This is a genomic window from Streptomyces sp. NPDC054794, from assembly GCF_053611585.1.
The window spans coordinates 1-24933 of the sequence record NZ_JBSHAQ010000087.1; the positions used below are offsets into that span (position 1 = coordinate 1).

A 24933-nucleotide genomic window follows, 5' to 3' on the forward strand; every position below is an offset into this window, starting at 1 on the left:
GCGCGGGTCAGGCCGCGGATGGCGGACTGGTCCGGGTCGGTGGCCGCGTGGCGGGTGTGGACGAGGAGAGGCTGTTCGCCGTCGAGGTGGGCCTGGAGCTGCGGGAGCAGTTCGGCGGCCGTGGCCGCGTGCAGGATCGTGTACGCGGCGGTGGGCTCGGTGGCCTGAGCGGTGACCGGAGTCCAGTCGATCCGGTACAGGTCACGCGAGGCCGACGTGTCGCCGACCGGAGCCAGTGGCCGCAGCGCGAGGCCGGTCACGGTGGCGACGGGCGCGCCCGTGGGGTCGGCCAGGTCGAGCCGGTAGCCCGAGCCCTCACCGGTGACGCGCACCCGCAGGGCCTTCGCCCCCGCGGCATGTACAGCCACGTCACTCCAGGAGAAGGGAAGTTCCGCGCTCTCCGCGGCACCCGCGTACGTCAGGGCGTGCAGCGCCGCGTCCAGCAGCGCCGGGTGCAGCGCGAAGGCGCCCGGGTCCGTTTCCTCGGGGAGGGCGACCTCGGCGTGGACTGTGCCGTCGGGGCCGCGCCAGGCGTGGGTGAGGCCCTGGAAGACGGGGCCGTACTCCAGACCCATCGCGGCCAGGTCGTCGTAGAGGGCGCTGGTGTCGACCGGTTCGGCGCCGGCCGGGGGCCACGCGGAGAGGTCGGCGGCGGGCTCGACGGCATCGGCGGACAGGGATCCCTCGGCGTGCAGGGTCCAGGCCCCGTCCTCGCCGTCGGGGCGGGAGTGGACGGTGACGGCGGGCTCCTCGCCCTCGCCGACACGGACACGGAGCGCGAGGGCGCCGGTCCGCGGCACGACGAGCGGGGCGTGCAGGGTCAGGTCACGGACGGTTCCGAGTCCCACCTGGTCCCCGGCGCGTACGGCGATCTCGACCAACGCCGCTCCGGGCACGATGACCGTGTCGTTCACCGCGTGCTCGGCCAGCCACGGGTGGGTGGCCAGGGACAGCCGGCCGGTGAACAACACGCCTTCGGCGTCCGGCAGTTCGACCGCGGCATGCAGCAGCGGGTGCTCGGCGTCCGACTGTCCCAACTCCGAGGCGCTGCCGGCCCGTGCCGCCGTAGCGGCGAGCCAGAAGGACTCGTGCTGGAAGGCGTAGGTCGGGAGGTCGACGGGGTGCCGACCGGGGCCGAAGAAGGTGGCCCAGTCCGTGGTGTCGAGTCGGGTGAGGGCTTCGACGAGGGCCTGGGGTTCGGTGCGGTCGCGGCGCAGGGTGGGGATGGCGCGGGGGTCGGCGACCATGGCGGTCAGTACCGCGTCCGGGCCCAGCTCCAGGAACGTACCGATGCCCTGCTTGTCCAGTGCCGCCACGGCGTCGGCGAAGCGGACGGCCTCACGGACGTGGCGGACCCAGTAGGAGGGGTTCGAGAGGTCGTCGTACGACACCTGCTCGCCGGTCAGCGTCGACACGATCGGGATCGACGTCTCGCCGTAGGTAAGCCGCGTGGCGATCTGCTCGAACTCGGCGAGCATCGGTTCCATCAGCGGGGAGTGGAAGGCGTGGCTGACCGTGAGCTTCTTGGTCTTGCGGCCCGTCTCGGAGAAGTGCGCCATGACCTGCTCGACGCCGTCCACCGGTCCGGAGACGACCACGGAGGTCGGGCCGTTGATGGCGGCGATACCGGTGCCCTCGGGAAGGACGGGCAGGACCTCGTCCTCGGTCGCCTGGATGGCGGCCATGGCGCCCCCGGCGGGCAGCTGCTGCATCAGCCGGCCGCGCGCGGACACGATCAGCGCGGCGTCTTCGAGGGACCACAGGCCGGCGACATGTGCGGCGGCCAGCTCACCGATCGAGTGCCCGGCCAGCGCGTCCGGCCGCACGCCCCAGGCCTCCAGCAGCCGGAACAGGGCGACTTCCAGGGCGAAGAGGGCCGGCTGGGTGTATCCGGTCTCGTCCAGCCCTTCCCCGCCGAACATGACGTTCTTCAGGGGCCGTTCAAGGTGTTGGTCGAGGGCCGCGCACACGTCGTCGAGCGCCGCTGCGAAGGCGGGGAAGGCCTCGTACAACTCCCGCCCCATCCCGGCCCGCTGGCTCCCCTGCCCCGTGAACAGGAACGCGACCGACCCACCAGCGGTCGACGGCGTCACCGCCCCACCGGCGATGGCCTCCAGCCCGGCCAGCAACCCGTCCCGATCCGCCGCCACCACAGCGGCGCGGTGCGCGAACGAGGCACGGCGCGTGACGAGCGAGCAGCCCACGTCGACAAGCCCCAACTCGGCGTCGGAACGAGCGAATTCAAGCAGTCGCGCCGCCTGCCTCCGCACCGCCTCGGCGGTCTTGCCGGAGACGACCCACGGCACCACGGGCAGCCCGGACGCCGGCACCGCCGCCGCGGGCTGCTCGGCCGGAGCCTCCTCCACGATCACATGCGCGTTGGTGCCACTGATCCCGAAGGAGGAGACACCGGCACGCCGGGTCCGCTCCCCGGCGAGCCAGGGCCGGGCCTCGGTCAGCAGCTCCACCGCACCCGCCGACCAGTCCACGTGCGACGACGGCGCGTCCACGTGCAGGGTCCGCGGCAGCTCCTCGTGCCGCATGGCCAGCACCATCTTGATGATCCCGGCGACACCGGCGGCGGCCTGCGTGTGGCCCAGGTTCGACTTGATCGACCCCAGCCACAGCGGAGCGTCCTCGGCACGGTCCTGGCCGTACGTGGCCAGCAGTGCCTGCGCCTCGATCGGGTCACCGAGTCGCGTCCCGGTCCCATGCCCCTCGACCGCGTCCACATCGGTCGGAGCCAGGCTCGCGGAGGCGAGCGCCTGGCGGATGACCCGTTGCTGGGAGGGTCCGTTCGGTGCCGTGAGCTGGCTGCTCGCGCCGTCCTGGTTGATCGCCGAGCCGCGCACGACCGCGAGGACCTGGTGCCCGTTGCGGCGGGCGTCCGACAGGCGTTCCAGGACCAGGACGCCGACGCCCTCGCCCCAACCGGTCCCGTCGGCGGCCTGGGCGAACGGCTTGCACCGGCCGTCCGCAGCGAGACCCCGCTGCCGGCTGAAGTCCACGAACGTGTCCGGCGTCGACATCACCGTCACACCACCGGCCAACGCCAGCGAGCACTCACCGGCGCGCAGCGCCTGCGCCGCCAGATGAACGGCCACCAGCGACGACGAGCACGCCGTGTCCACCGTCACCGCCGGACCCTCAAGACCCAGCGCGTACGACACACGGCCGGACACCACACTGCCCAGTCCGCCGTTGCCGAGGTAACCGGCGAGTTCCTCCGGGACGTCGTGCAGGCGCGGGGCGAAGTCGTGGTACATGACGCCGGCGAAGACGCCGGTGGAGCTGCCGCGCAGGGACGCCGGGTCGATGCCCGCCCGCTCGAACGCCTCCCACGACGTCTCCAGCAGCACCCGCTGCTGCGGGTCCGTCGCCACCGCCTCACGCGGACTGATCCCGAAGAAGTCCGCGTCGAAGTCCGCCGCGCCGTCCAGGAAGGCACCCTGGTTGACGTACGTCTTGCCGACGGCCTCCGGGTCGGGGTCGTACGACTCCTGCCACAGCGGGCCGCGGTCGGACGGGAACTCGGAGACCGCGTCGCCACCGGCGGCCAGCAGACCCCACAGACCCTCCGGGGAGGTGACCCCGCCGGGGTAGCGGCACGCCATGCCGACGATCACGACCGGGTCGTCCGACCCGGGCGCATCCCGCCGCTCGACCGGTGAATCGACCGCCAACGACTCGTCGGAGCCCACGAGTTGTTCGTCGAGGTAGCGTGCCACAGCCGTCGCGTTCGGGTAGTCGAACGTGAGGGTCGCGGGGAGCCGGAGCCCGGTCGCCGCGCCCAGCTTGTTGCGGAGTTCGACGGCCGCCAGGGAGTCGAAGCCCAGGGTGCCGAAGCCGCGTTCCGGGTCGACGGCCTGCGGGCCGTCGTGGCCGAGGGCCGCCGCGACATGCGCGCGGACGAGGGTGAGGAGGCGCCGTTCGCGGTCGGCCGCGCCGAGGCGGGCCAGTTCGTCCGCAAGGGAACCGGACTCCGTGAGGGCCGTGCCCGCTGTGCGGCGGGTCGGTGTGCGGACCAGTCCGCGCAGGACCGGGGGCAGTTCCTCCGTGCGGGCGCGGCGCGTCAGCGCCTGCTGGTCGAGGCGCAGGGCCAGGACATGGGCCGGGGCGTCCGGCAGTTCAGCGGCCGCGTCCAGCATCGCCAGGCCGGCCGCCACGCCGTGCGCGGGGGTTCCGGCCCGCGCGGCGCGCGACACGTCGGCGGGGGCTAGGCCGGCCGCCATGCCGCCGGCCTCGGGGTCCCACAGGCCCCACGCCAGCGACAGTGCGGGAAGTCCCTGGGCGCGGCGGTGTGCGGCCAGCGCGTCCAAGTAGGCGTTGGCCGCGGCGTAGTTCGCCTGGCCGAGGGCGTCGAAGGTGGCGGCGGCCGACGAGTACAGGACGAACGCGTCGAGGTCCCGGTCGGCCGTCAGCTCGTGCAGATGCCGGGCCGCGAGCGCCTTGGGCGCCCACACCGACGCCAGCCGCTCCGGCGTGAGCGAGTCGAAGGTGGCGTCGTCGAGGACGCCCGCCGCGTGCACGATCGCCGTGACGTCCGGGTGGGCGTCCAGCAGCCGGGCCAGCGCCTCACGGTCGGAGACGTCACAGGCCTCCACCGTCACGCTGTCGGCACCCGACTCGCGCAGTGCGGCGACGAGTTCGTCGACACCCGGTGCGCTCGCGCCGCGGCGGCCCACCAGCAGTATGCCCCGCACCCCGTGCTCGGCCACCAGATGCCGGGCCGTCAGCGCGCCCAGGCCGCCGGTGCCGCCGGTCACCAGCACCGTGCCCGAGGTGGACCACGAGCCGCTGTCCGCCGGGGCGGTCTCCCTGACCAGGCGCGGCACGAACCACTCGGTCCCGCGCAGCGCCAACTCCGACTCGCCGTCCGGCAGTACGTCGGGAACGGCGGCGTCGGCAGCCACGTCCAGCAGCACGATCCGGCCCGGGTGCTCCGCCTGCGCCGCGCGCACCAGTCCCCACACCGCCGCCTGCTCCAGGCCCGTGTCGCCACCGGCGTTCCCGGCGGCCGGCGTCACCGCCCCCCGGGTCATCACCAGCGACCGTGCCTCGCCCGCGAGCGAAGCCTGCAGCGAGGTCAGGACCTCGCCCACCGTGGCGCCCGACACCACCTCGAACCCGGCCGTGTCCACCGTCGGACCCTGGACCGGGGTCCACTCGACCCGGTACAGCGGCACCGTCCGGCCGGCCGGGGCCCCGTCCGCCGCGGGGCGCAGGACCAGCGAGCCGACCGTCGCGACCGTCGCGCCGACCGGGTCCGCCAGGTGCAGCCGAACGCCGGAGGAGGCCGGGGAGACGTGCACGCGCAGCGCGGTCGCGCCGGCCGCCCGTACGGTCACATCGGTCCAGGCGAAGGGGAGTTCGGGGCCGTCGACCTCCTCGTCGAGGCCGATGACATGCAGGGCCGCGTCCAGGAGCGCGGGGTGCAGGGTGTAGCCGGCCGGGTCCACGCCGTCGGGCAGGGCGACCTCGGCGTACAGCTCCGCGCCCTGCCGCCAGGCCGCGCGCAGGCCCTGGAACGCGGGTCCGTAGCCGTACCCCTGGGCGTCCATGCGGGCGTACGCGCCGGTCACGTCGAGCGGCTCGGCGCCCTGCGGCGGCCAGATGTCGGGGGAGTCGGCCGGGGTGGCCGCGGCCGCGGGGGCCAGCAGGCCCTGGGCGTGCGCGGTCCAGTCCGAGTCGGCCGTGCGGGAGTGCACGGTCAGCGGGCGGCGGCCGTCCGGCCCCGGCTCCTCGACCACGAGCTGGATCTCGACGCCCGACTCGGCGTCCGCCAGGACCAGCGGTGCGTGAAGAGTGAGTTCCTCGACGCTGTCACAGCCCGCCAAGTCCGCGGCGCGTACCGCGAGTTCGAGGAACCCGGTACCGGGGAGCAGCACCGTGCCGCCCACCGCGTGGTCGGCCAGCCAGGGGTGCGTACGCACCGAGAGGCGACCGGTGAGGACCAGGCGCTCCGAGCCCGCCACGGTCAGCGCGGCGCCCAGCAGCGGGTGTTCCGCGTCCGAGACGCCGAGGGAGGCCGGGTCGGCCGCGCCGTCGTCCAGGGCGTCGAGCCAGTAGCGCCGCCGCTGGAAGGCATAGGTGGGCAGGGGCGCCGCTTCCCGGTCCGGGCCCAGGTAGGCGGACCAGTCGACCGGTACGCCGCGCAGGTGCAGCGCGGTGACCGCGCCGACCAGCGTGCCGGGCTCGCCGTGCCCGCGGCGCAGGGCGGCCAGCAGTTGCCCGTCGGTCACCGACTCCGCGCCCATCGCCGTGAGCACGGCGTCCGGACCGAGCTCCAGGAACGTGCGGACGCCCTGCTCTTCGAGCGTGCGGACCGCGTCGGCGAACCGCACCGCCCCGCGGACGTGCCGCACCCAGTACTCGGGGTCGGCCAGCTCCTCGTACGACACCTCGCGCCCGGTCAGCGTGGACACGAGCGGGATGCTCGGCCGCATCGGGTTCAGTACCTGGGCGAACTGGCGGAACTCGGCGAGCATCGGTTCCATCAGCGGGGAGTGGAAGGCGTGGCTGACGGTGAGCTTCTTGGTCTTGCGGCCGGTCTCGGAGAAGTGTCGTACGACCTTGTCCACGCCCGCCTCGGGGCCGGAGACGACCACCGACATCGGGCCGTTGACGGCGGCGATACCGGTGCCCTCAGGCAGCGCGGGCAGGACTTCGTCCTCCGTCGCCTGGATCGCGGCCATCGCGCCCCCGGCCGGCAGCTGCTGCATCAGCCGGCCGCGCGCCGACACGATCAGCGCCGCGTCGTCCAGCGACCACAGCCCGGCCACGTGCGCTGCCGCCAGCTCACCGATCGAGTGCCCGGCCAGCACGTCCGGCCGCACGCCCCAGGCCTCCAGCAGCCGGAACAGGGCGACTTCCAGGGCGAACAGGGCGGGCTGGGTGTAGTGCGTGGCGTCGAGTTCGGTGCCGGCCTCGCCGTACAGCCCGTGCTCGCCGAACACGACGTCCCGCAGCGGGCGTTCGAGATACACGTCGAGCGCCGCGCACACCTCGTCGAAGGCCCGCTCGAACTCGGGGTAGGTCTCGTAAAGTTCGCGGCCCATGCCGATGCGCTGGCTGCCCTGCCCGGTGAACAGGAACGCCAGCGGGCCGCCGGCCGGCTCGTCGCGCAGCGGGGCCTCGCCCCGGGCGACGGCCTCGACTCCGGACAGCAGGGTCTCCCGGTCGGCCGCGACGACGGCGGCGCGGTGCGGGAACGCCGTACGGCCCGCGAGGGCCGACGCCACGGACTCGGCGGGGAGGCCGGGGTGTTCGCGCAGGTGCTGGGCGAGCCGGTCGGCCTGGGCACGCAGCGCCTCGTCGGTCCTGCCGGACACGATCCACGGCACCACCGGCAGTGACGGTGTCGCGGTCGACGCGGCCGCCGTGGCCGGCTCCTCGGCGGGTGCCTCCTCGACGATCACGTGCGCGTTGGTGCCGCTGATCCCGAACGACGACACGCCCGCGCGCCGCACCCGATCCCCGGCCGGCCACGCCCGCTGCTCGGTCAGCAGTGCCACCGAACCGGCCGACCAGTCGATCCGGGACGAGGGTTCGTCCACGTGGAGGGTGCGCGGCAGCAGCTCGTGGCGCAGCGCTTCCACCATTTTGATGACCCCGGCCACGCCCGCGGCGGCCTGGGTGTGCCCCAGGTTCGACTTGACGGAGCCCAGCCACAGGGGCTCGGCGCGGTCCTGTCCGTAGGTCGCGAGGAGGGCGCCCGCCTCGATGGGGTCGCCGAGGCGGGTGCCGGTGCCGTGGGCCTCGACGGCGTCGACGTCGGCGCCCGTCAGGCCCGCCGAGGCCAGCGCCCGCTGGATGAGGCGGCGCTGGGCCGAGCCGTTCGGGGCGGTGAGTCCGTTGCTCGCGCCGTCCTGGTTGACGGCCGAACTCCGCAGGAGCGCAAGGACCTCGTGGCCGTTTCGGCGGGCGTCGGAGAGCCGCTCCAGGACGAGGAAGCCGACGCCCTCCGCCCAGCCGGTGCCGTCGGCGGCCTCCGCGAACGGCTTGCAGCGGCCGTCCGGGGCCAGGCCCCGCTGCCGGCTGAACGCCGTGAACGTACCGGGGCTCGACATCACGGCCACCCCGCCCGCGAGCGCCAGCGAGCACTCGCCCGAGCGCAGCGCGTGCGCCGCCAGGTGCAGCGCGACCAGCGACGACGAGCAGGCCGTGTCGACGGTCAGGGTCGGGCCCTCCAGACCCAGGGCATAGGCGACACGGCCGGAGATGACGCTGGTGGCGCCGCCGGTCAGCAGGTGCCCCTCGTAACCCTCGGGGGCCTGGTGCAGACGCGGGCCGTACTCCTGGGGCTCGGCCCCCACGAACACCCCGGCGGTGCTGCCGCGCAGCGCGGTCGGGTCGACGCCCGCGTGCTCCAGGGCCTCCCACGACGTCTCCAGCGCCAGCCGCTGCTGCGGCTCCATCGCGGCGGCCTCGCGCGGGCTGATCCCGAAGAAGTCGGCGTCGAACTCGGCGGCGCCGTAGAGGAATCCGCCCTCGCGCGCGTACGTCTTGCCCGGCGCGTCCGGGTCCGGGTCGTACAGTCCCGCCACGTCCCAGCCGCGGTCCTCGGGCAGCGGACCGATCGCGTCGGCGCCCGCCGCGACCAGCTCCCACAGCTGACCGGGCGAGGCGATACCGCCCGGGTACCGGCAGGCCATGCCGACGATCGCGACCGGCTCGGCCGGGTCCCGGCCCTCGTAGCCGTCCAGGGCGTCCGTCTCGTCCGCCGCCTCGCCGAGCAGTTCGCGCAGCAGCCGGTCGGCGAGCGCCCGGGGGGTGGGATGGTCGAAGGCGATGGACACCGGCAGGTCGACGCCGGTCGCGGCGGACAGCCGCCGCTGCAGGTCGACGATGGCCAGCGAGTCGAGTCCCAGCTGCAGGAAGGGCAGCGACGGATCGAGTTCCCCCTCCGCCTCCCGGCCCGCCGCGCGCAGTGCCGCCCCGGCCTGCTCGACGACGAGCCTGAGCAGCCGCCGTTCCTGGGCGGCCCTGGGCATACCGGTCGACTCGACTGCCGGCGAAGGCTGTCCGGAGAGGTCGTGGGCGGGCTGAGCGGCGGACTCGGTCATGGTCACTGAACTCCAGTGTGGGTTATGCGACTTCGGTACGGGTCGTGGCGAGACGCGAGGCCGAGACCACCTCGCCGCCGCTGAGCAGCACCTCCACCGGGGCCGGCCGGCCCAGGAAGAGGAGCAGGCTGGCGGTGGGGCCGTAGGCGCCGATGTTCGGCACCGCGAGCACGTCGCCCGGCTCCGGCGCCGGCATCCGCACCGAGCGCGACAGCAGGTCGCCGGGGGTGCACAGCGGGCCCGCCAGACTGACGGCGATCGGGTCGCCCGTGCGGTGGTGGGCCGGGTCCACGGACAGCGGGAGCAGCCGGCCGAGACCGGCCATGCCGCCGAGGGTGTTGATGCCCGCGTCGAGGATCGCGAAGACGCGGCCCCGGCTCTCCTTGACGTTGGTGACGGTCGTCAGCAGCCGCCCGCTGTCGCCGACCAGGTGCCGGCCCGACTCGCAGGCGATCTCCAGTGCGCCCTCGCGCCAGCGCGGCAGCCTGGTGTCCAGGGCCTTCTCCAGGGCGGCCCGCAGGTTCGGGTAGACGGGCCGGTCGCCGGGCACCGAGTAGGGTGCCGCGAAGCCGCCGCCGATGTCCAGCATCCGCAGCGGGAGACCGAGTTCGCGTTCCAGCTTCGCGGCCTGCTCGACGGTCGCCTCGAACTCGGCGATCAGGCTGTCCTCGTCCTTGGAGTTGGACAACGGGAAGAAGTGCGCTCCGGCCACCTCCGTCCCCGGTACGTCGAGGAGGGTGGGCAGCAGGGCAGGGAGGGTCTCCGCGTCGATGCCGAACTGCGACGGCGTCCCGGTCATCCGGATGCTCGTGGTCGCCGCGGCCGCCGCGCTGTTGACCCGCAGCAGCACCCGGGCCACGACCCCGTGGCGGACGGCCTGCGCGCCCAGCCGGCGCAGGTCGCCCGCCGACTCCACGGAGAAGGTACGCACCCCGGCGGCGAGCGCCACGGCCAGCTCACCGGCCGTCTTGCCCGGACCGGAGTAGAGGATCGACGCCGCCGGATGCCCGGCCTCCAGGGCGGAGGCCAGTTCGCCGGTGGAGCACACCTCGGCACGGCAGCCGCCGTCGCCCTCGCGCAGCGCGCGGACCAGGCCCGGGTGCGGGTTGGCCTTCAGCGAGTAGTAGAGCGTGACCCCCTCGGGCAGGGCCGCGCGCAGATCGGCGCGGGCCCGGGCCACCCGGTCGAGGTCGTACACGTACAGCGGCGATCCGTACCGGGCGACCAAGTCCCGGTCCAGTGCGGCCTGTTCGACGGCCGTGACCGTACCTGTGGCCGTACCTGTGGCCGTACCCGTGGCCCTGCTCGTGGCCGTACCCGTGGACGTGGTCACTTGGCGCCCTCGGCGTCGAGCAGCGCGGCCAGCTGCTGCTTGGCGTTCTTGCCGTTGGAGGTCAGCGGGAACGCGTCGAGCACCTTGCACAGCGCGGGCACCTTCACGGCCTCCAGGCGGGTGGCCAGCTCGCGCAGCACCGCCTGCGGGGTCAGCTCGTCCGACTCCACGAAGATCATCAGGTCGCGGTCGGCGGTCGGCTTCAGCGCGGCCGCGTTGCGCACGCCCGGGATGTCCATCGCGGCGCCCTCGATCTCGATCGTGGACACCCGCATGCCCTTGCGCTTGAACATGTCGTCGCGGCGGCCTTCGAAGTAGAGGTAGCCGTCGGCGTCGACCCGGCCGTAGTCCCCGGTGAACAGCCGGGTTCCGCCGGTCTCGGCGTCGGGGCGGTAGGTGCGCGCGGTGATCTCCGGCAGGTTCCAGTACCCGGCCATGACGTGCGGGCCGGTCACCGTGATCTCGCCGCTCTCGCCGGCCGGCACCTCGTTGCCGTCGGGGTCGAGGATCGCCACCCGCGTGCCCGGGATCGGCAGACCGGAGGAGCCGGGACGCTCCTGGTCCTGGTCCGGCGGCATGATCGTGATGCGCTTGCACTCCGAGATGCCGTACATCCGCACCACCCGGGCACCCGGGAAGCACTTCCACAGGCCGTCGATGATCCGCTGCTCAAGGGCCGCGCCGGTGCTGGTGAACATACGCAGCCGGGTCGGACGCGGGTCGCGCTGCGCGAGCCGGATCAGCGGTCCGCCCAGCGAGGGCACCAGCGGCAGCACGGTGGCGCCGCTCTCCCGGATGAGGATGTGCAGCTTGGAGTCCGCCTCGGAGTCGGCGAGGACCAGGCTCGCGCCGGACACGGCGCACAGCAGCACCTGGAAGAGGCCGTAGTCGAAGGAGAGCGGGACGCGGACGAAGACGGTGTCGTCGGCGCGGTAGCCCAGCACCTCGTTGATGGAGCGCGCGGCGAACAGCATCTGCGCGTGCGGGCAGATGATGCCCTTGGGGGTGGCGGTCGAGCCGGAGGTGTAGATGAGCACGGCCGGGGTGTCGGGGGCCTGGCCGGCCTCGGCGGTGTCCCCGTCGGCCGCCAGCTCGGACCACAGCGCGCCGACCTCGTGCACCGGTCGCTCGGTCAGGCCCGACACCCACTCGCCCACGCCGTCCGCGACGACCACGAGACGCGGCTCGCAGTCGGCGATCACCGCGCGCAGGTGGAACTCCTTCATCTCGGCGCTGATCGGCACCAGCGCGGCGCCGACGCGGGAGGCCGCGTACAGCAGCGCCGTCGTCTCGCGCACGTTCGGCAGCCGTACGACGATCCGGTCGCCCGGCGTCACACCGGCCCGGCGCAGCCAGTCGGCCACCGCCCGGGTCTGCGCCGCGAGCTGCTCCCAGGTCCAGGAGTCCCGGGCGTCACGCACGGCGACGTCCTGCGGGCGCGCGGCGGCCTGGGCGTCGACGAGGTGATGCAGCAGCGTCGCGTCCTTGGTCAGGTTCTCGTCCACGGGGTCTCTCCTTAGTGGTCCGTGGCAGGATCGGCGTCGGGTCGGCTCGGGGTGCGGCCGCGGTCCAGGAGCGTCTGCGCGCGGGACCTGAGGGCGGAGCGGTCGATCTTGCGGTTGGCGTTCATCGGGAACTCGTCCAGGTGCGTCAGCAGCCGCGGCACCATCGCCTTGGGCAGGTCCGTGGTCAACTCCTTGGCGAGCAGGGCGCTCTGGGCGGCCCGGCCGGTGTAGAAGGCGACCAGTTCGTGGCTGCCGGCCACCGGCACGGCGACCGTGACCGCGTCCTCCACCCCGTCCAGGGCGCGCAGGGCGTGGCTGACCTCGGACAGCTCCACGCGCCAGCCCTGCACCTGCACCTGGTCGTCGGCGCGGCCGAGGTAGGCGATCTCGCCGTCCGGCCAGCGGCGCACCCGGTCGCCGGTGCGGTACCAGCGCCGCCCGTCGTGGTCGAGGAAGCGGCCCTCGTCCTCGGCGGGGTCGAGATAGCCGCCGAACATCTGCGGGCCGGCGATGCACAGTTCGCCCTCGTCGCCGCCGGTGGAGCCGTCGGGGCCGACCAGGACGTGGTCGAGGGTCTCGTACACCGGCCCGATGGGGACGATGCCGTTGACGTACCGCTCGTCGGGGGTGGCAGGCGAGAGGCGGTGCGTGGTGACGGTGATGGTCAGCTCGGTCGGGCCGTACAGGTTCTCCACGGTGCTGTGCGGTGCCGCGGCCTGCCACGCCTCGGCGTCGTGCCGGTGCAGCGGCTCGCCCGCGAACAGCGACCGGCGCAGCCCGTCCAGCGCGCCCGGGGCCAGCGCCCCCGACCTGCGGGCCAGCGCGATGGCGGCCGGGGTAGAGAACCACACCGTCACGCGCTCCTCGGCGAGGAACTCCGGCAGTGCCCGGTACGCCCGCATCGGCAGCGGCACCACCCGGGCGCCCGCGCCCCAGGCGCAGAACAGGTCGAACATCGCGCAGTCGAAGGTGAGGTCGAAGGTCTGCGTGAAGACGTCGTCGGGCCCGAAGCCGTACCGCCCGTGCTGCGTACGGAAGTAGCTGTCGGCGGCGCGGTGCGTGGTCGGCACGCCCTTGGGGCGGCCAGTCGAGCCGGACGTGAACAGGATGTAGGCGGTGTCCTCAGGGTCCACCGCGCGGGGCGCGTCGAGCGGCGTGCCCGGCAGCGTCCGCGCGCCGGCCGCGACGAGGGGCACGCCCGCCATGCCGATCCGCTCGTACGCCGCCACGCCCCGGTCGTCGGCGATCACGACGTCGGCCTCGGCGGCCTCCAGGACGGCCCGGTTGCGGGCGGCGGGGAAGTCGGGGTGCAGCGGTACGGCCCGTGCGCCCAGGTACAGCGCGGCCAGCAGCCCGGTGTACGCCTCGCCGCTCTTGCTGCCGAGCACGGCGACGGTCCGCGGCACACCGCCGCACGCCTCGACGGCGGCCCCGGCGAGCGCGAGAGCCGCCCGGTGGGCCTCGGCGTAGGTGGTGCCGCGCCCGTCGACCCGGAAGCACTCGCGCTCGCGCGAGACGGCGAGCCCGCGCAGGAACAGCCCGTGCAGGCTGCCCGCGAACCGGCCCTCGTCAGCCGCGAGTTGTTGCTCGCGGCCGGGGGAGACCTGGGTCGTCATGTCACACCCCCGCCGCGGCCGTCACGGCACTCGCGGGCCGGGCCGACGGCGCGCGCAGCGTGCGCTCCGGTGACACCGGGACCACCTCGAAGCGGGAGGTTGCCGACTCCACGCGGCCGAACAGGGCGTCCGGGCCGGCGATCACGAGGCGTTCGACGCCGCGGGCCTTGAGCGCGTCGAGGGTCGCGGGCCAGTCGACGGGGCGGACGAAGTGGTCGAGGAGCATCTGCCGCAGCTCGGCGGCGGTGGTCAGTTCGGTGCCGTCCTGGTCGGCGATCACCGGCAGCGCCGGGTCGCGCAGCGGCAGGGCGTCGATGACCTCGCGGGCCGCGAGCTCGCGCAGTCCGGTGAACAGGGAGGAGTGCATCGGCGGGCGCATCACGTAGAGGGGCAGGGCACCGATCGTCCGCAACTCCCGCTGAAAGGTCTCCAGTTCGGCCTCGTGCACGGACACCATCTGGAACCCCTCGTCGAGACGGCAGGCCACCTCGTGCCAGGCGCCCCGGGCGTCCATCCCCGCGAACAGCTCGCGCAGCGCCTTGGCCGGGGCCCGGACGAACGACTGCGTCACCACGTCCCGGTGCTCGCGCGCGAAGTACTCCGCGGTGCACCGCGCCAGCCCCGCCGTCATCCGCACCGTGTCCGCGAAGTCGAGCGCGCCGCTGAAACCGACCGCGGGCTTCTCGCCGAAGCTGGGCCCCGCGCACACCGCCGGTTCGGCGCCGAGGTCCTCGCGTGCCCGCTCGGCGAGCGCCGTGCACACCACCATGAAGGCGACCTGCGCCGCCGGGGCGTACTCGTCCTCGCTCTCCCGGAACGCGTCGAAAAGGGAATGGCCGAGGACGTCGTCCGCGACCGCAAGCAGCTTCTTGGCATGGGAATCGAGAAGGAGGAAGCGCCCGAGTTCCCGGAAACGCGTCGGCCCCATTCCCGGGAATACCATCGCCGTTGTCATCGCAGCACCCGTCTTGTCGCGAACTGGCCTCGTTCGGACAGTTCTAGATGCCGGGCAACGCCCCACCAACCCCTATTCGACCCCGTCCGCCACCCTTAGTAGGGGGCCGCCGCCGACCATAGGGGGTGATCGCTGTGGCCCCTTGCCGGACCGCCCGGTTTGAATTGACGGTCCGAATACCCTGAGCCACCTGGATGGGTGACCCATGACCGTGACCGAGGACACCACCTCACTCGCCCCCATGACCCAGCCGCCGCCACGCCCCGACCCCCGCTCCCGCGTGGCCCTGCTCGACCTGGTCAAACAGACCGTGCGTGAGGGGCCCGGCCCACGCGCCACCGAGCAGCAGTGGGCCAAGGGCAAGCTGACCGTCCACGAACGCCTCGAACTGCTCTTCGACAAGGGGAGCTTCCAGGAGGTCGAGCCGCTGCGCCGGCACCGCGCCACCGGCTTCGGCCTGGAGAACAAGCGGCCCTACACGGACGGCGTGGTCACCGGCTGGGGCACGGTCGAGGGCCGCACGGTCTTCGTCTACGCCCATGACTTCCGGATCTTCGGCGGCTCCCTCGGCGAGGCGCACGCCTCGAAGATCCACAAGGTGATGGACCTGGCGCTTGCCGCGGGCGCGCCGCTGGTCGCCCTCAGCGACGGCGCCGGCGCCCGCATCCAGGAGGGCGTGACCGCGCTGGCCGGCTACGGCGGCATCTTCCGCCGCAACGTGGCCGCGTCCGGGGTCATCCCGCAGATCAGCGTGATGCTCGGCCCCTGCGCGGGCGGCGCCGCCTACTCACCGGCGCTCACCGACTACGTGTTCATGGTCCGCGGCACCTCGCAGATGTACATCACGGGCCCGGACGTCGTGCAGGCCGTCACCGGCGAACAGATCAGCCACGACCAGCTCGGCGGCGCCGACGTCCACGCCACCGTCTCGGGCGCGGCGCACTTCGCGTTCGAGGACGAGGCCGAATGCCTCGCGGAAGTGCGCTACCTCCTCTCCATGCTCCCGCAGAACAACCGCGAACTGCCGCCGGCCGTACGCCCCGACGACTCACCGACCCGGCGCTCCGAAGCCCTCCTCGACCTGGTGCCGGGCGACCCCGGCCGCTCGTACGACATGCGTCCCGTCATCGAGGAGATCGTCGACGACGGCGAGGTCTTCGAGGTGCACGCGGGCTGGGCCACCAACATCATCTGTGCCCTGGCCCGGCTCGACGGCCACGTCGTCGGCATCGTCGCCAACCAGCCCTCCTCCTTCGCCGGCGTCCTGGACATCAACGCCAGTGAGAAGGCGGCCCGCTTCGTCCAGTCCTGCGACGCCTTCAGCATCCCGCTCGTCACGCTCGTCGACGTCCCGGGCTTCCTGCCGGGCCGCGAGCAGGAGCACGGCGGCGTCATCCGCCACGGCGCGAAGCTCCTCTACTCGTACTGCAACGCGAGCGTCCCCCGGATCTCGGTGATCCTGCGCAAGGCGTACGGCGGCGCGTACATCGTCATGGACAGCCAGTCCATCGGCGCCGACCTGACCTTCGCCTGGCCCACCAACGAGATCGCGGTGATGGGCGCGGAGGGCGCCGCGAACGTCGTCTTCCGCCGTGAGATCGCCGCGGCGCCGGACCCGGAGGCGGCGCGCGCGCAGCGCATCCAGCAGTACCAGGAGGAGCTGATGCACCCCTACTACGCCGCCGAGCGCGGCCTGATCGACGACGTCATCGACCCCGCGGACACCCGGGCCGTCCTCATCCGCTCGCTGGCGATGCTGCGCGCCAAGCACGCCACGATCCCGTCCCGCAAGCACGGGAACCAGCCGGTATGAGCGGCGCCGAGGACCACCCCATCCGCGTCGTACGAGGCGACCCCGACCCGGAACAACTCGCCGCCGTCACGGTCGTCCTCCTGGCCCTCCTCCGAGGCACGGAACCGACCACCTCCCCCCGCCCCCTGTCCACAGGCTGGGTCCAACCCACCCACCGCCTACCGGGCTCCTGGTCGACTTCCTAGCCCCGGGTCCTCTATGCCCAAGGCGCCGCTGCCACTCGACCGGGAGGCAGCGGCGCCTTTCCTCTCCACCTACCGAGACGGGTGGTGGGTGGGCATGGTCCGGGGTTCCATGGTCCGGGAGCCCCCTGGTACCTGGGCCGGTGTACCGGGCACGCCAAAGAGCGCCACTGCCCTCCCCTCCGGGGTGGCGGCGCCGCTGCGTCACCCGCCCCACCGAGCCGAGCCGCTTCCGTCCCGCCCCTCGACCGAGTGAGCTGCCCGCCTCTGCCTCTCCTCTCGATCAACCGAGTCGGGCGGGTGGGTGGGCAAAAAATGCCGAAGCCGGCGCACGCCAAAGAGCGCCGCTGCTCCGGGACTTCCGGGCAACGGCGCTCAATGACCGCGCAGGACCACGTCAGTGAACCGTGGCCTGCCGAGCCTTCTGCGCGGCGATGGCGGGATAGCGCATGGTGAACAGGACGGGGACGATGAAGGTGACGACCTTGATGACGATGGCGGCGGTGGTGGCGTGCGGATCGGCCTTGATCAGCACGGCCAGCGCACCGGCCGCGACGAGGAAGGACACCCCCCACACGGTGGTGATCGTCGCGTTCGTGCGGAAGAACGCCTTCGTCTTCCACACATGCTCCGGCGCGATCTTTCGCGCCAGACCCAGCGTGAACGGCCGCCCGATGAGCAGCGAACCGAACGCCGTGGCGGCGAGCCAGGCGTCCACGAGGGCAGGGCCGTAGGGGATCAGGTTGGAGTCGGGCTGCTTGTACGAGAGCCAGGTGATGCCCGCGAAGAACGCGAGGGCACTCACCTCGATCACCATCTCGTCCCACTGCTTGCCCGACTTGCGTCCCCGGAAGATCACGAACGCGGCGATCGCCAGTCCCCACTCCGCGCCGCTGCGCCACTCGTCGCTCGTCGCGATCGCGGCGTAGGCGATCCAAGGTAGGAAGCTGATGAGGTAGCGGGTCATGGAAAGCTCCTTTCTACCCGCCATTGAGTCAGCCGTTCCTTGCGGGGCGCTAAAGCGGAAAACACCGGAAAAGAACACGCACTTTAGCCGTCCCCAACCAAGCCGACGCACGCTCTTGCGACAACAATTCCCGGACTAGGCCCGTTCCGGCTCAGGGAACGGCTGGAGGAAAGCGTGTCCCGTCGACTGTTCACCTCGGAGTCGGTGACCGAGGGCCATCCCGACAAAATCGCCGACCAAATCAGCGACACCATTCTCGACGCACTTCTCGCCCAGGACCGGGGCGCCCGCGTCGCGGTGGAAACCCTGATCACCACCGGCCAGGTGCATATCGCCGGCGAGGTCACCACCGCCGCCTACGTCGATATCCCCACGCTGGTCCGCCAGACGATTCTCGGCATCGGCTACGACTCGTCGGCCAAGGGGTTCGACGGCGCCTCCTGCGGAGTCTCCGTCTCCATCGGCGCCCAGTCGCCCGACATCGCGCAGGGCGTGGACGACGCCTACGAGAGCCGCGTGGAGGGCGCCACCGGTGCCGCCCAGGTCGACGAGCTCGACCGGCAGGGCGCCGGCGACCAGGGCCTGATGTTCGGCTACGCCTGCGACGACACCCCCGAGCTGATGCCGCTGCCCATCGCGCTCGCGCACCGCCTCGCCCGCCGTCTGGCCGAGGTCCGCAAGGAGGGTCCGCTGCCCTATCTGCGCCCGGACGGCAAGACCCAGGTCACCATCGAGTACGAGGGCGACCGCCCGGTCCGCCTGGACACGGTCGTCGTCTCCTCCCAGCACGCCCCGGACATCAGCCTGGAAACGCTGCTCGTCCCCGACCTGCGCGAGCACGTCATCGAGCCCGCCCTGGCCGGCCTCGACCTGGACACCACCGGGCACCGGCTCCTGGTCAACCCCACCGGCCGGTTCGAGATCGGCGGCCCGATGGGCGACGCCGGCCTGACCGGACGGAAGATCATCGTCGACACGTACGGCGGCATGGCCCGCCACGGCGGCGGCGCGTTCTCCGGCAAGGACCCCTCCAAGGTGGACCGCAGCGGCGCGTACGCGATGCGCTGGGTCGCCAAGAACGTGGTCGCCGCGGGTCTCGCCCGGCGCTGCGAGGCACAGGTCGCCTACGCCATCGGAAAGGCCGCCCCGGTCGGCCTGTTCATCGAGACGTTCGGTACCGAGACCGTGCCGGTCGAGCGGATCCAGCAGGCCGTCACGGACGTCTTCGACCTGCGCCCGGCCGCGATCGTGCGCGACCTCGACCTGCTGCGCCCGCGCTACGCGCAGACCGCCGCGTACGGCCACTTCGGGCGTATCGGCGGCGACTTCACCTGGGAAGCCACCGACCGGGCGGACAAGCTCCGCCAGGCCGCCACCGGCTGAGCGGGGGCGGGCTCATGCGGATCGCCGTCACCGGTTCCATCGCCACCGACCATCTGATGACGTTCCCCGGCCGCTTCACCGACCACCTGGTCCCCGGTGAGCTGTCGAACGTCTCGCTCTCCTTCCTCGCCGACACCCTGGAGGTACGCCGCGGCGGAGCGGCCGCCAACATCGCCTACGGCCTCGGCCAGTTGGGGCTCTCCCCGGTCCTGGTCGGCGCCGTGGGGCCGGACTTCGCCGACTACCAGGTCCATCTGAAGGAGCACGGCGTCGACACCGACTCCGTCCATGTGTCGCCCACCGCGCAGACCGCCCGCTTCGTGTGCACGACCGACCGGGCGCAGAACCAGATCGCCACGTTCTACGCGGGAGCCATGGCCGAGGCCCGCACCCTGGCCCTCGCCCCGGTCGCCGAGCGGCTCGGCGGCCTCGACCTGGTGCTGATCTCGCCCAACGACCCCGAGGCGATGGTCCGCCACACCGAGGAGTGCCGGCGGCTCGGCATCCCGTTCGCCGCCGATCCCTCGCAGCAGCTCGCCCGCCTCGACCCGCAGGCGGTGCGCACCCTCGTCGACGGCGCGGACCGCCTGTTCACCAACGCCTACGAGTCCGCGCTGGTCCGGGAGAGCACCGGCTGGACCAGCGGTCAGATACTCGACCGGGTCGGCTCCTGGGTCACCACGCTCGGCGCGGACGGCGTCCGCATCGAACGCGCGGGCGAACCCGCTGTCACCGTGCCGGCCACCCGGGTGCGCGAGGCCGCCGACCCCACCGGCGTCGGCGACGCGTTCCGCGCCGGCTTCCTCGCCGGGCTCGCCGCGGACCTGCCCGAACCGGCGGCGGCCCGCCTCGGCTGCGTCCTGGCCGGCCTCGCCCTCGAAGCCCCGGGCCCCCAGGAGTACGTCCTGGACCGTACGACCGTGACCGCCAGGCTCGTCGAGGGCTACGGCGAGCCGGCCGCCGCCGCCCTCGTCCCGTTCCTGGAGGCCGTCCTGTGAGCGCCCAACGCAGCGCGACCGCACAGCAGTTGCGGGGCGCCCTCGCCACCCGGGTGGTCGTCGCCGACGGCGCCATGGGCACCATGCTCCAGGACCGGGAGCCGACGCTCGACGACTTCCAGGGCCACGAGGGCTGCAACGAGATCCTCAACGTCTCGCGCCCCGACATCGTGCGCTCCGTCCACGACGCCTACTTCGCCGCGGGCGTGGACTGCGTCGAGACCAACACCTTCGGCGCCAACCTCGCCAATCTCGGCGAGTACGGCATCGCCTCCCGCATCCGCGAACTCGCCGAGGCCGGCGCCCGGCTCGCCCGGGAGGTCGCCGACGGCCACAGCACCGCCGAACGGCCCCGCTGGGTCCTCGGCTCGGTCGGCCCCGGCACCAAACTGCCCACCCTCGGGCACGCCCCGTACGCCGCTCTGCGCGACGCCTACCAGGAGCAGACCGAGGGCCTGATCGCGGGCGGCGCGCACGCCGTGCTCGTCGAGACCACCCAGGACCTGCTGCAGACCAAGGCCGCCCTGATCGGCGCCCGCCGCGCCCTGCGCAGGGCGGGGGCCGATCTGCCGCTGTTCGTGCAGATCACCGTCGAGACCACCGGCACCATGCTGCTCGGCTCCGAGACGGGCGCGGCCCTGACCGCCCTCGAACCCCTCGGCATCGACCTGATCGGCCTCAACTGCGCCACCGGCCCCGCCGAGATGAACGAGCACCTGCGTCACCTGTCGCGGCACGCCCGCACCGGCATCTCCGCGATGCCCAACGCGGGCCTGCCCGTGCTCACCGCCGACGGCGCCCACTACCCGCTCGGCCCGGAGGAACTCGCCGCCGCGCACCGCCAGTTCGTCGCCGAGCACGGCCTCAGCCTGGTCGGCGGCTGCTGCGGCACCACGCCCGAGCATCTGCGCCAGGTCGCCGAGGCCGTACGCGACCTCGAACCGGCGCGCCGCGACCCGCGCCCCGAGCCGGCCGCCGCGTCCCTCTACACCTCCGTACCGTTCCGGCAGGACACCTCCTACCTGGCCATCGGCGAACGCACCAACGCCAACGGCTCCAAGGCGTTCCGCGAGGCCCTCGTCCGCGAGGACTGGGACACCTGCGTCGAGATCGCCCGCGACCAGATCCGCGACGGCGCGCATCTGCTCGACCTGTGCGTCGACTACGTGGGCCGCGACGGCGTCGCCGACATGAAGGAGCTCGCCGGCCGACTCGCCACCGCCTCCACCCTGCCCGTCGTCCTCGACTCCACCGAACCCGCCGTCCTGGAGGCCGGGTTGGAGCGGCTGGGCGGCCGGGCCGTCGTCAACTCCGTCAACTACGAGGACGGGGACGGTCCCGACTCCCGGTTCGCGCGGATCATGCCGCTGGTCACCGAGCACGGTGCCGCCGTCGTCGCGCTCACCATCGACGAGGAGGGCCAGGCCCGTACCGCCGAGTGGAAGCTGCGCGTCGCCGAGCGTCTCATCGCCGACCTCACCGGCCAGTGGGGGATGGCCGAGGGCGACATCCTCGTCGACTGTCTGACCTTCCCCATCGCCACCGGACAGGAGGAGACGCGCCGCGACGGCGTCGAGACCATCGAGGCGATCCGGGAGCTCAAGCGCCGCCACCCGGACGTACAGACCACCCTGGGCCTCTCCAACATCAGCTTCGGGCTCAACCCGGCCGCCCGCACCGTCCTCAACTCGGTCTTCCTGCACGAGTGCGTGGCCGCCGGACTCGACTCCGCCATCGTGCACGCCTCGAAGATCCTGCCCATCTCACGTATTCCGCAGGAGCAGTTGGAGTGCGCGCTGGACCTGGTGCACGACCGGCGGAGCGAGGGCTACGACCCCCTCCAGCGCTATCTGGAGCTCTTCGAGGGCGTCGACAGCCGCTCGGTGAAGGCCTCCCGCGCCGCCGAACTGGCCGCGCTGCCGCTGGCCGACCGGCTGCGCCGACGCATCGTCGACGGTGAGCGGGGCGGCCTGACCGCCGATCTGGACGAGGCGCTGACCGGGCACTCCGCCCTGGAGATCGTCAACGACATCCTCCTCGACGGCATGAAGACCGTCGGCGAGCTCTTCGGCTCCGGGCAGATGCAGCTGCCGTTCGTGCTCCAGTCCGCCGAGGTGATGAAGGCCGCCGTCGGCCACCTCGAACCGCACATGGAGCGCTCCGACTCCTCCGGCAAGGGCACCCTGGTGCTGGCCACGGTCAAGGGCGACGTCCACGACATCGGCAAGAACCTCGTCGACATCATCCTCACCAACAACGGCTACAACGTGGTGAACCTCGGCATCAAGCAGCCGGTCTCCGCGATCGTCGAGGCGGCCGAGAAGCACCGCGCCGACGCCATCGGCATGTCGGGCCTCCTGGTCAAATCCACGATGATCATGAAGGAGAACCTCCAGGAGCTCAACGACCGCGGCCTCGCCACCACCTACCCGGTCATCCTCGGCGGAGCCGCGCTCACCCGGGCGTACGTCGAGCAGGACCTGCACGCGATGTACGACGGCGAGGTGCGCTACGCCCGGGACGCCTTCGAGGGCCTGCGTCTGATGGACACCCTGACCGCCCTCAAGCGCGGCGAGGCGGGAGCCGAACTGCCCGAACTCAAGCGCCGCCGGGTGCGCGCGACGGCGACGCCCCGGACCGGGGAGGAGCGGCGCGCCCTGCCCGCCCGCTCGGACGTGGCCACCGACAACCCGGTCCCCACCCCGCCCTTCTGGGGCACCCGCGTCACCAAGGGCATCCCGCTCGCCGACTACGCCTCATGGCTCGACGAACGCGCCACGTTCATGGGGCAGTGGGGGCTCAAGTCAGCCCGCGGCGGGAGCGGACCCTCGTACGAGGAACTGGTCGAGACGGAGGGCCGGCCGCGGCTGCGCGCCTGGCTGGACCGGCTGCACACCGACAACCTGCTCGAAGCGGCCGTCGTGCACGGCTACTTCCGCTGCGTCTCCAAGGGCGACGACCTGATCGTCCTCGACGAGGACGGCACCGAACGCACCCGCTTCACCTTCCCGCGCCAGCAGCGCGACCGGTACCTGTGCCTCGCCGACTTCTTCCGCCCCCAGGACGCAGTGGATTCGGTCTCGGGGGAGACGGACGTGGTGGCGTTCACGACGGTCACCATGGGCAACCGCGTCTCCGAGGCAGCGAACGAGCTGTTCGCCGCCGACGCCTACCGCGACTACCTCGAACTCCACGGCCTGTCCGTGCAGTTGACCGAGGCGCTGGCCGAGTTCTGGCACGCCCGCGTCCGCGCCGAACTGGGCATCGCGGACCGGGACCCCGCCGACCTGGCGGGCATGCTCCGTACCGACTACCAGGGCTGCCGCTACTCCCTCGGCTACCCGGCCTGCCCCGACCTGGAGGACCGCGCCAAGATCGCCGGCCTGCTCCGCCCGGAGCGCATCGGGGTCACGCTCTCCGAGGAGTTCCAGCTGCACCCGGAGCAGTCCACGGACGCCCTGATCCTGCACCACCCGGAGGCCGTCTACTTCAAGACGACCGGCGGCCCGGCCGAGGAGACCGACCGATGACCACAGCCGCCACCACCTCGTCGGCCGGTTCCCTGCGGGACCTGCTGGCCGCAGGAGTCCGCACCTACTCCTTCGAGTTCTTCCCGCCCAGGACGGAGGCGGGGGAGCGGACCCTGTGGGACGCGATCCGGCGGATCGAGGCCGTCGCCCCCACCTTCGTATCGGTGACGTACGGCGCGGGCGGCTCCTCCCGCGACCGTACGATCGCCGTCACCCGCCGGATCGCCGCCGAGACGACGCTGCGCCCGGTCGCCCACCTCACCGCCGTCGACCACTCGGTGGCCGAGCTCAGGCACATCGTCGGCCAGTACGCCGACGCCGGGATCCGCGACGTCCTGGCCCTGCGCGGCGACCCGCCGGGCGACCCGCGCGGCCCCTGGACCGCGCACCCCGACGGCCTGCGCCACGCCTACCAGCTCGTCGAACTCGTCCGCTCGGCGGGGGACTTCAGCATCGGTGTCGCCGCCTTCCCGGAGCGCCACCCGCGCTCGTCCGACTGGGACAGCGACATCCGGCACTTCGTCGCCAAGTGCCGGGCCGGCGCCGACTACGCCATCACGCAGATGTTCTTCGACGCCGAGGACTACCTGCGGCTGCGCGACCGCGTGGCGGCCGCCGGCTGCGAGACGCCGATCATCCCGGAGATCATGCCGGCCGTCCACGCCCGCCAGATCCAGCGCTTCGCCGAGCTGAGCGACGCACGCTTCCCGCGGGACCTGGCCGAGGCCCTGGAGGCGGCCCGTGACGACCCCGACACCGCCCACCGCATCGGCGTCGACCATGCCACGGCCCTGGCCGAGCGGCTCCTCGCCGAGGGCGCGCCCGGCCTGCACTACATCACCCTCAACCGCTCCACGGCGACCCTCGACATCCACCGCAACCTGACCCACCGCACCGAGAGGCCCGCGCATGCCCGCCAACACCCCTGACCACAAGGTCGCCGACCTCTCCCTGGCCGAGTTCGGCCGCAAGGAGATCACCCTCGCCGAGCACGAGATGCCGGGCCTCATGGCGATCCGCGAGGAGTACGCCGAGGCTCAGCCGCTGGCCGGCGCCCGCATCACCGGCTCCCTGCACATGACCGTGCAGACCGCCGTCCTCATCGAGACCCTGGTCGCGCTCGGCGCCCGGGTCCGCTGGGCCTCCTGCAACATCTACTCCACCCAGGACCACGCGGCCGCCGCCGTCGCCGCCGCCGGGATCCCGGTCTTCGCCTGGAAGGGCGAGACCCTTCAGGAGTACTGGTGGTGCACCGAGCAGGCCCTGACCTGGGCGGACAGCCCCACCGGCGGCCCGAACATGATCCTGGACGACGGCGGTGACGCCACCCTCCTCGTCCACCAGGGCGTCGAGTACGCCAAGACGGGCGAGCTCCCGGCAGCCGACAACGAGGAACTCGTCGTCATCCGCGCCCTGCTGGAGCGTAGCGGCCTCGACTGGTCCGCCGTCGCCTCGGAGATCCGTGGTGTCACCGAGGAGACCACGACGGGTGTGCACCGTCTGTACGAGATGCAGCGCGACGGCGTGCTCCTCTTCCCGGCGATCAATGTGAACGACGCCGTGACGAAGTCGAAGTTCGACAACAA

Annotated in this window: 13 protein-coding genes; 7 read left to right on the forward strand and 6 right to left on the reverse strand. The window is 72.9% G+C overall.

The window, feature by feature from the left end:
* The 5 genes from ACWGKT_RS45585 to ACWGKT_RS45605 all read right to left on the reverse strand — a co-directional run.
* Positions 1-9071 (reverse strand): SDR family NAD(P)-dependent oxidoreductase (locus ACWGKT_RS45585; RefSeq protein ID WP_453278358.1); only part of this gene is annotated, 9071 nt, incomplete at its 3' end.
* A gap of 16 nt (positions 9072-9087) precedes the next feature.
* Positions 9088-10305: an alanine racemase gene (locus tag ACWGKT_RS45590; RefSeq protein WP_453278366.1), complete on the reverse strand. Its 1218-nt coding sequence runs from the start codon at positions 10303-10305 to the stop codon at positions 9088-9090.
* An 89-nt stretch (positions 10306-10394) separates the two neighbouring features.
* Positions 10395-11903: an AMP-binding protein gene (locus tag ACWGKT_RS45595; protein ID WP_453278359.1), complete on the reverse strand. Its 1509-nt coding sequence runs from the start codon at positions 11901-11903 to the stop codon at positions 10395-10397.
* Between the two features lie 11 nt (positions 11904-11914).
* Positions 11915-13519, reverse strand: a complete 1605-nt coding sequence (locus ACWGKT_RS45600; protein WP_453278360.1) for an AMP-binding protein — start codon at positions 13517-13519, stop codon at positions 11915-11917.
* A 1-nt stretch (position 13520) separates the two neighbouring features.
* A complete protein-coding gene (locus tag ACWGKT_RS45605) occupies positions 13521-14447 on the reverse strand; it encodes an ACP S-malonyltransferase (protein WP_453278361.1) in 927 nt (308 codons plus the stop codon).
* Between the two features lie 232 nt (positions 14448-14679).
* Here ACWGKT_RS45605 and ACWGKT_RS45610 point away from each other — a divergent pair, with 232 nt between their 5' ends.
* Both ACWGKT_RS45610 and ACWGKT_RS45615 read left to right on the forward strand, forming a co-directional pair.
* Positions 14680-16287, forward strand: a complete 1608-nt coding sequence (locus ACWGKT_RS45610; protein ID WP_374295993.1) for an acyl-CoA carboxylase subunit beta — start codon at positions 14680-14682, stop codon at positions 16285-16287.
* Positions 16284-16472, forward strand: coding sequence for an acyl-CoA carboxylase subunit epsilon (locus ACWGKT_RS45615; protein WP_453278362.1), 189 nt, complete (start codon positions 16284-16286; stop codon positions 16470-16472). Before ACWGKT_RS45610 ends, ACWGKT_RS45615 begins: the two co-directional genes overlap by 4 nt.
* A 394-nt stretch (positions 16473-16866) precedes the next feature.
* On the opposite strand, the gene ACWGKT_RS45620 is transcribed toward ACWGKT_RS45615, so the two are convergent.
* Positions 16867-17436 (reverse strand): DUF3159 domain-containing protein, encoded by a 570-nt coding sequence (locus ACWGKT_RS45620; protein ID WP_235460819.1) that lies wholly within the window; start codon positions 17434-17436, stop codon positions 16867-16869.
* 174 nt (positions 17437-17610) lie between these two features.
* Here ACWGKT_RS45620 and metK point away from each other — a divergent pair, with 174 nt between their 5' ends.
* From metK to ACWGKT_RS45645, 5 genes are all read left to right on the forward strand, one after another.
* Positions 17611-18819, forward strand: coding sequence for a methionine adenosyltransferase (metK, locus tag ACWGKT_RS45625; protein ID WP_453278363.1), 1209 nt, complete (start codon positions 17611-17613; stop codon positions 18817-18819).
* A 14-nt stretch (positions 18820-18833) separates the two neighbouring features.
* Complete coding sequence (locus tag ACWGKT_RS45630) at positions 18834-19817, forward strand: carbohydrate kinase family protein (RefSeq protein WP_356156956.1); 984 nt, start codon at positions 18834-18836, stop codon at positions 19815-19817.
* Positions 19814-23347: a methionine synthase gene (metH, locus tag ACWGKT_RS45635; protein WP_453278364.1), complete on the forward strand. Its 3534-nt coding sequence runs from the start codon at positions 19814-19816 to the stop codon at positions 23345-23347. The genes ACWGKT_RS45630 and metH overlap by 4 nt, the downstream gene beginning before the upstream one ends.
* Complete coding sequence (metF, locus tag ACWGKT_RS45640) at positions 23344-24276, forward strand: methylenetetrahydrofolate reductase [NAD(P)H] (protein WP_356156962.1); 933 nt, start codon at positions 23344-23346, stop codon at positions 24274-24276. The genes metH and metF overlap by 4 nt, the downstream gene beginning before the upstream one ends.
* Positions 24257-24933: adenosylhomocysteinase (locus tag ACWGKT_RS45645; protein ID WP_453278365.1), on the forward strand; the 677-nt coding region annotated here is incomplete at its 3' end. The genes metF and ACWGKT_RS45645, both read left to right, overlap by 20 nt.

Coding starts and splice junctions, on each gene's coding strand:
- metF (WP_356156962.1), top strand. CDS start 23,344: ATGACCACAGCCGCCACCACCTCGTCGGCCGGTTCCCTGCGGGACCTG.
- ACWGKT_RS45615 (WP_453278362.1), top strand. CDS start 16,284: ATGAGCGGCGCCGAGGACCACCCCATCCGCGTCGTACGAGGCGACCCC.
- ACWGKT_RS45605 (WP_453278361.1), bottom strand. CDS start 14,447: ATGGGGCCGACGCGTTTCCGGGAACTCGGGCGCTTCCTCCTTCTCGAT.
- ACWGKT_RS45610 (WP_374295993.1), top strand. CDS start 14,680: ATGACCGTGACCGAGGACACCACCTCACTCGCCCCCATGACCCAGCCG.
- ACWGKT_RS45600 (WP_453278360.1), bottom strand. CDS start 13,519: ATGACGACCCAGGTCTCCCCCGGCCGCGAGCAACAACTCGCGGCTGAC.
- ACWGKT_RS45630 (WP_356156956.1), top strand. CDS start 18,834: ATGCGGATCGCCGTCACCGGTTCCATCGCCACCGACCATCTGATGACG.
- ACWGKT_RS45620 (WP_235460819.1), bottom strand. CDS start 17,436: ATGACCCGCTACCTCATCAGCTTCCTACCTTGGATCGCCTACGCCGCG.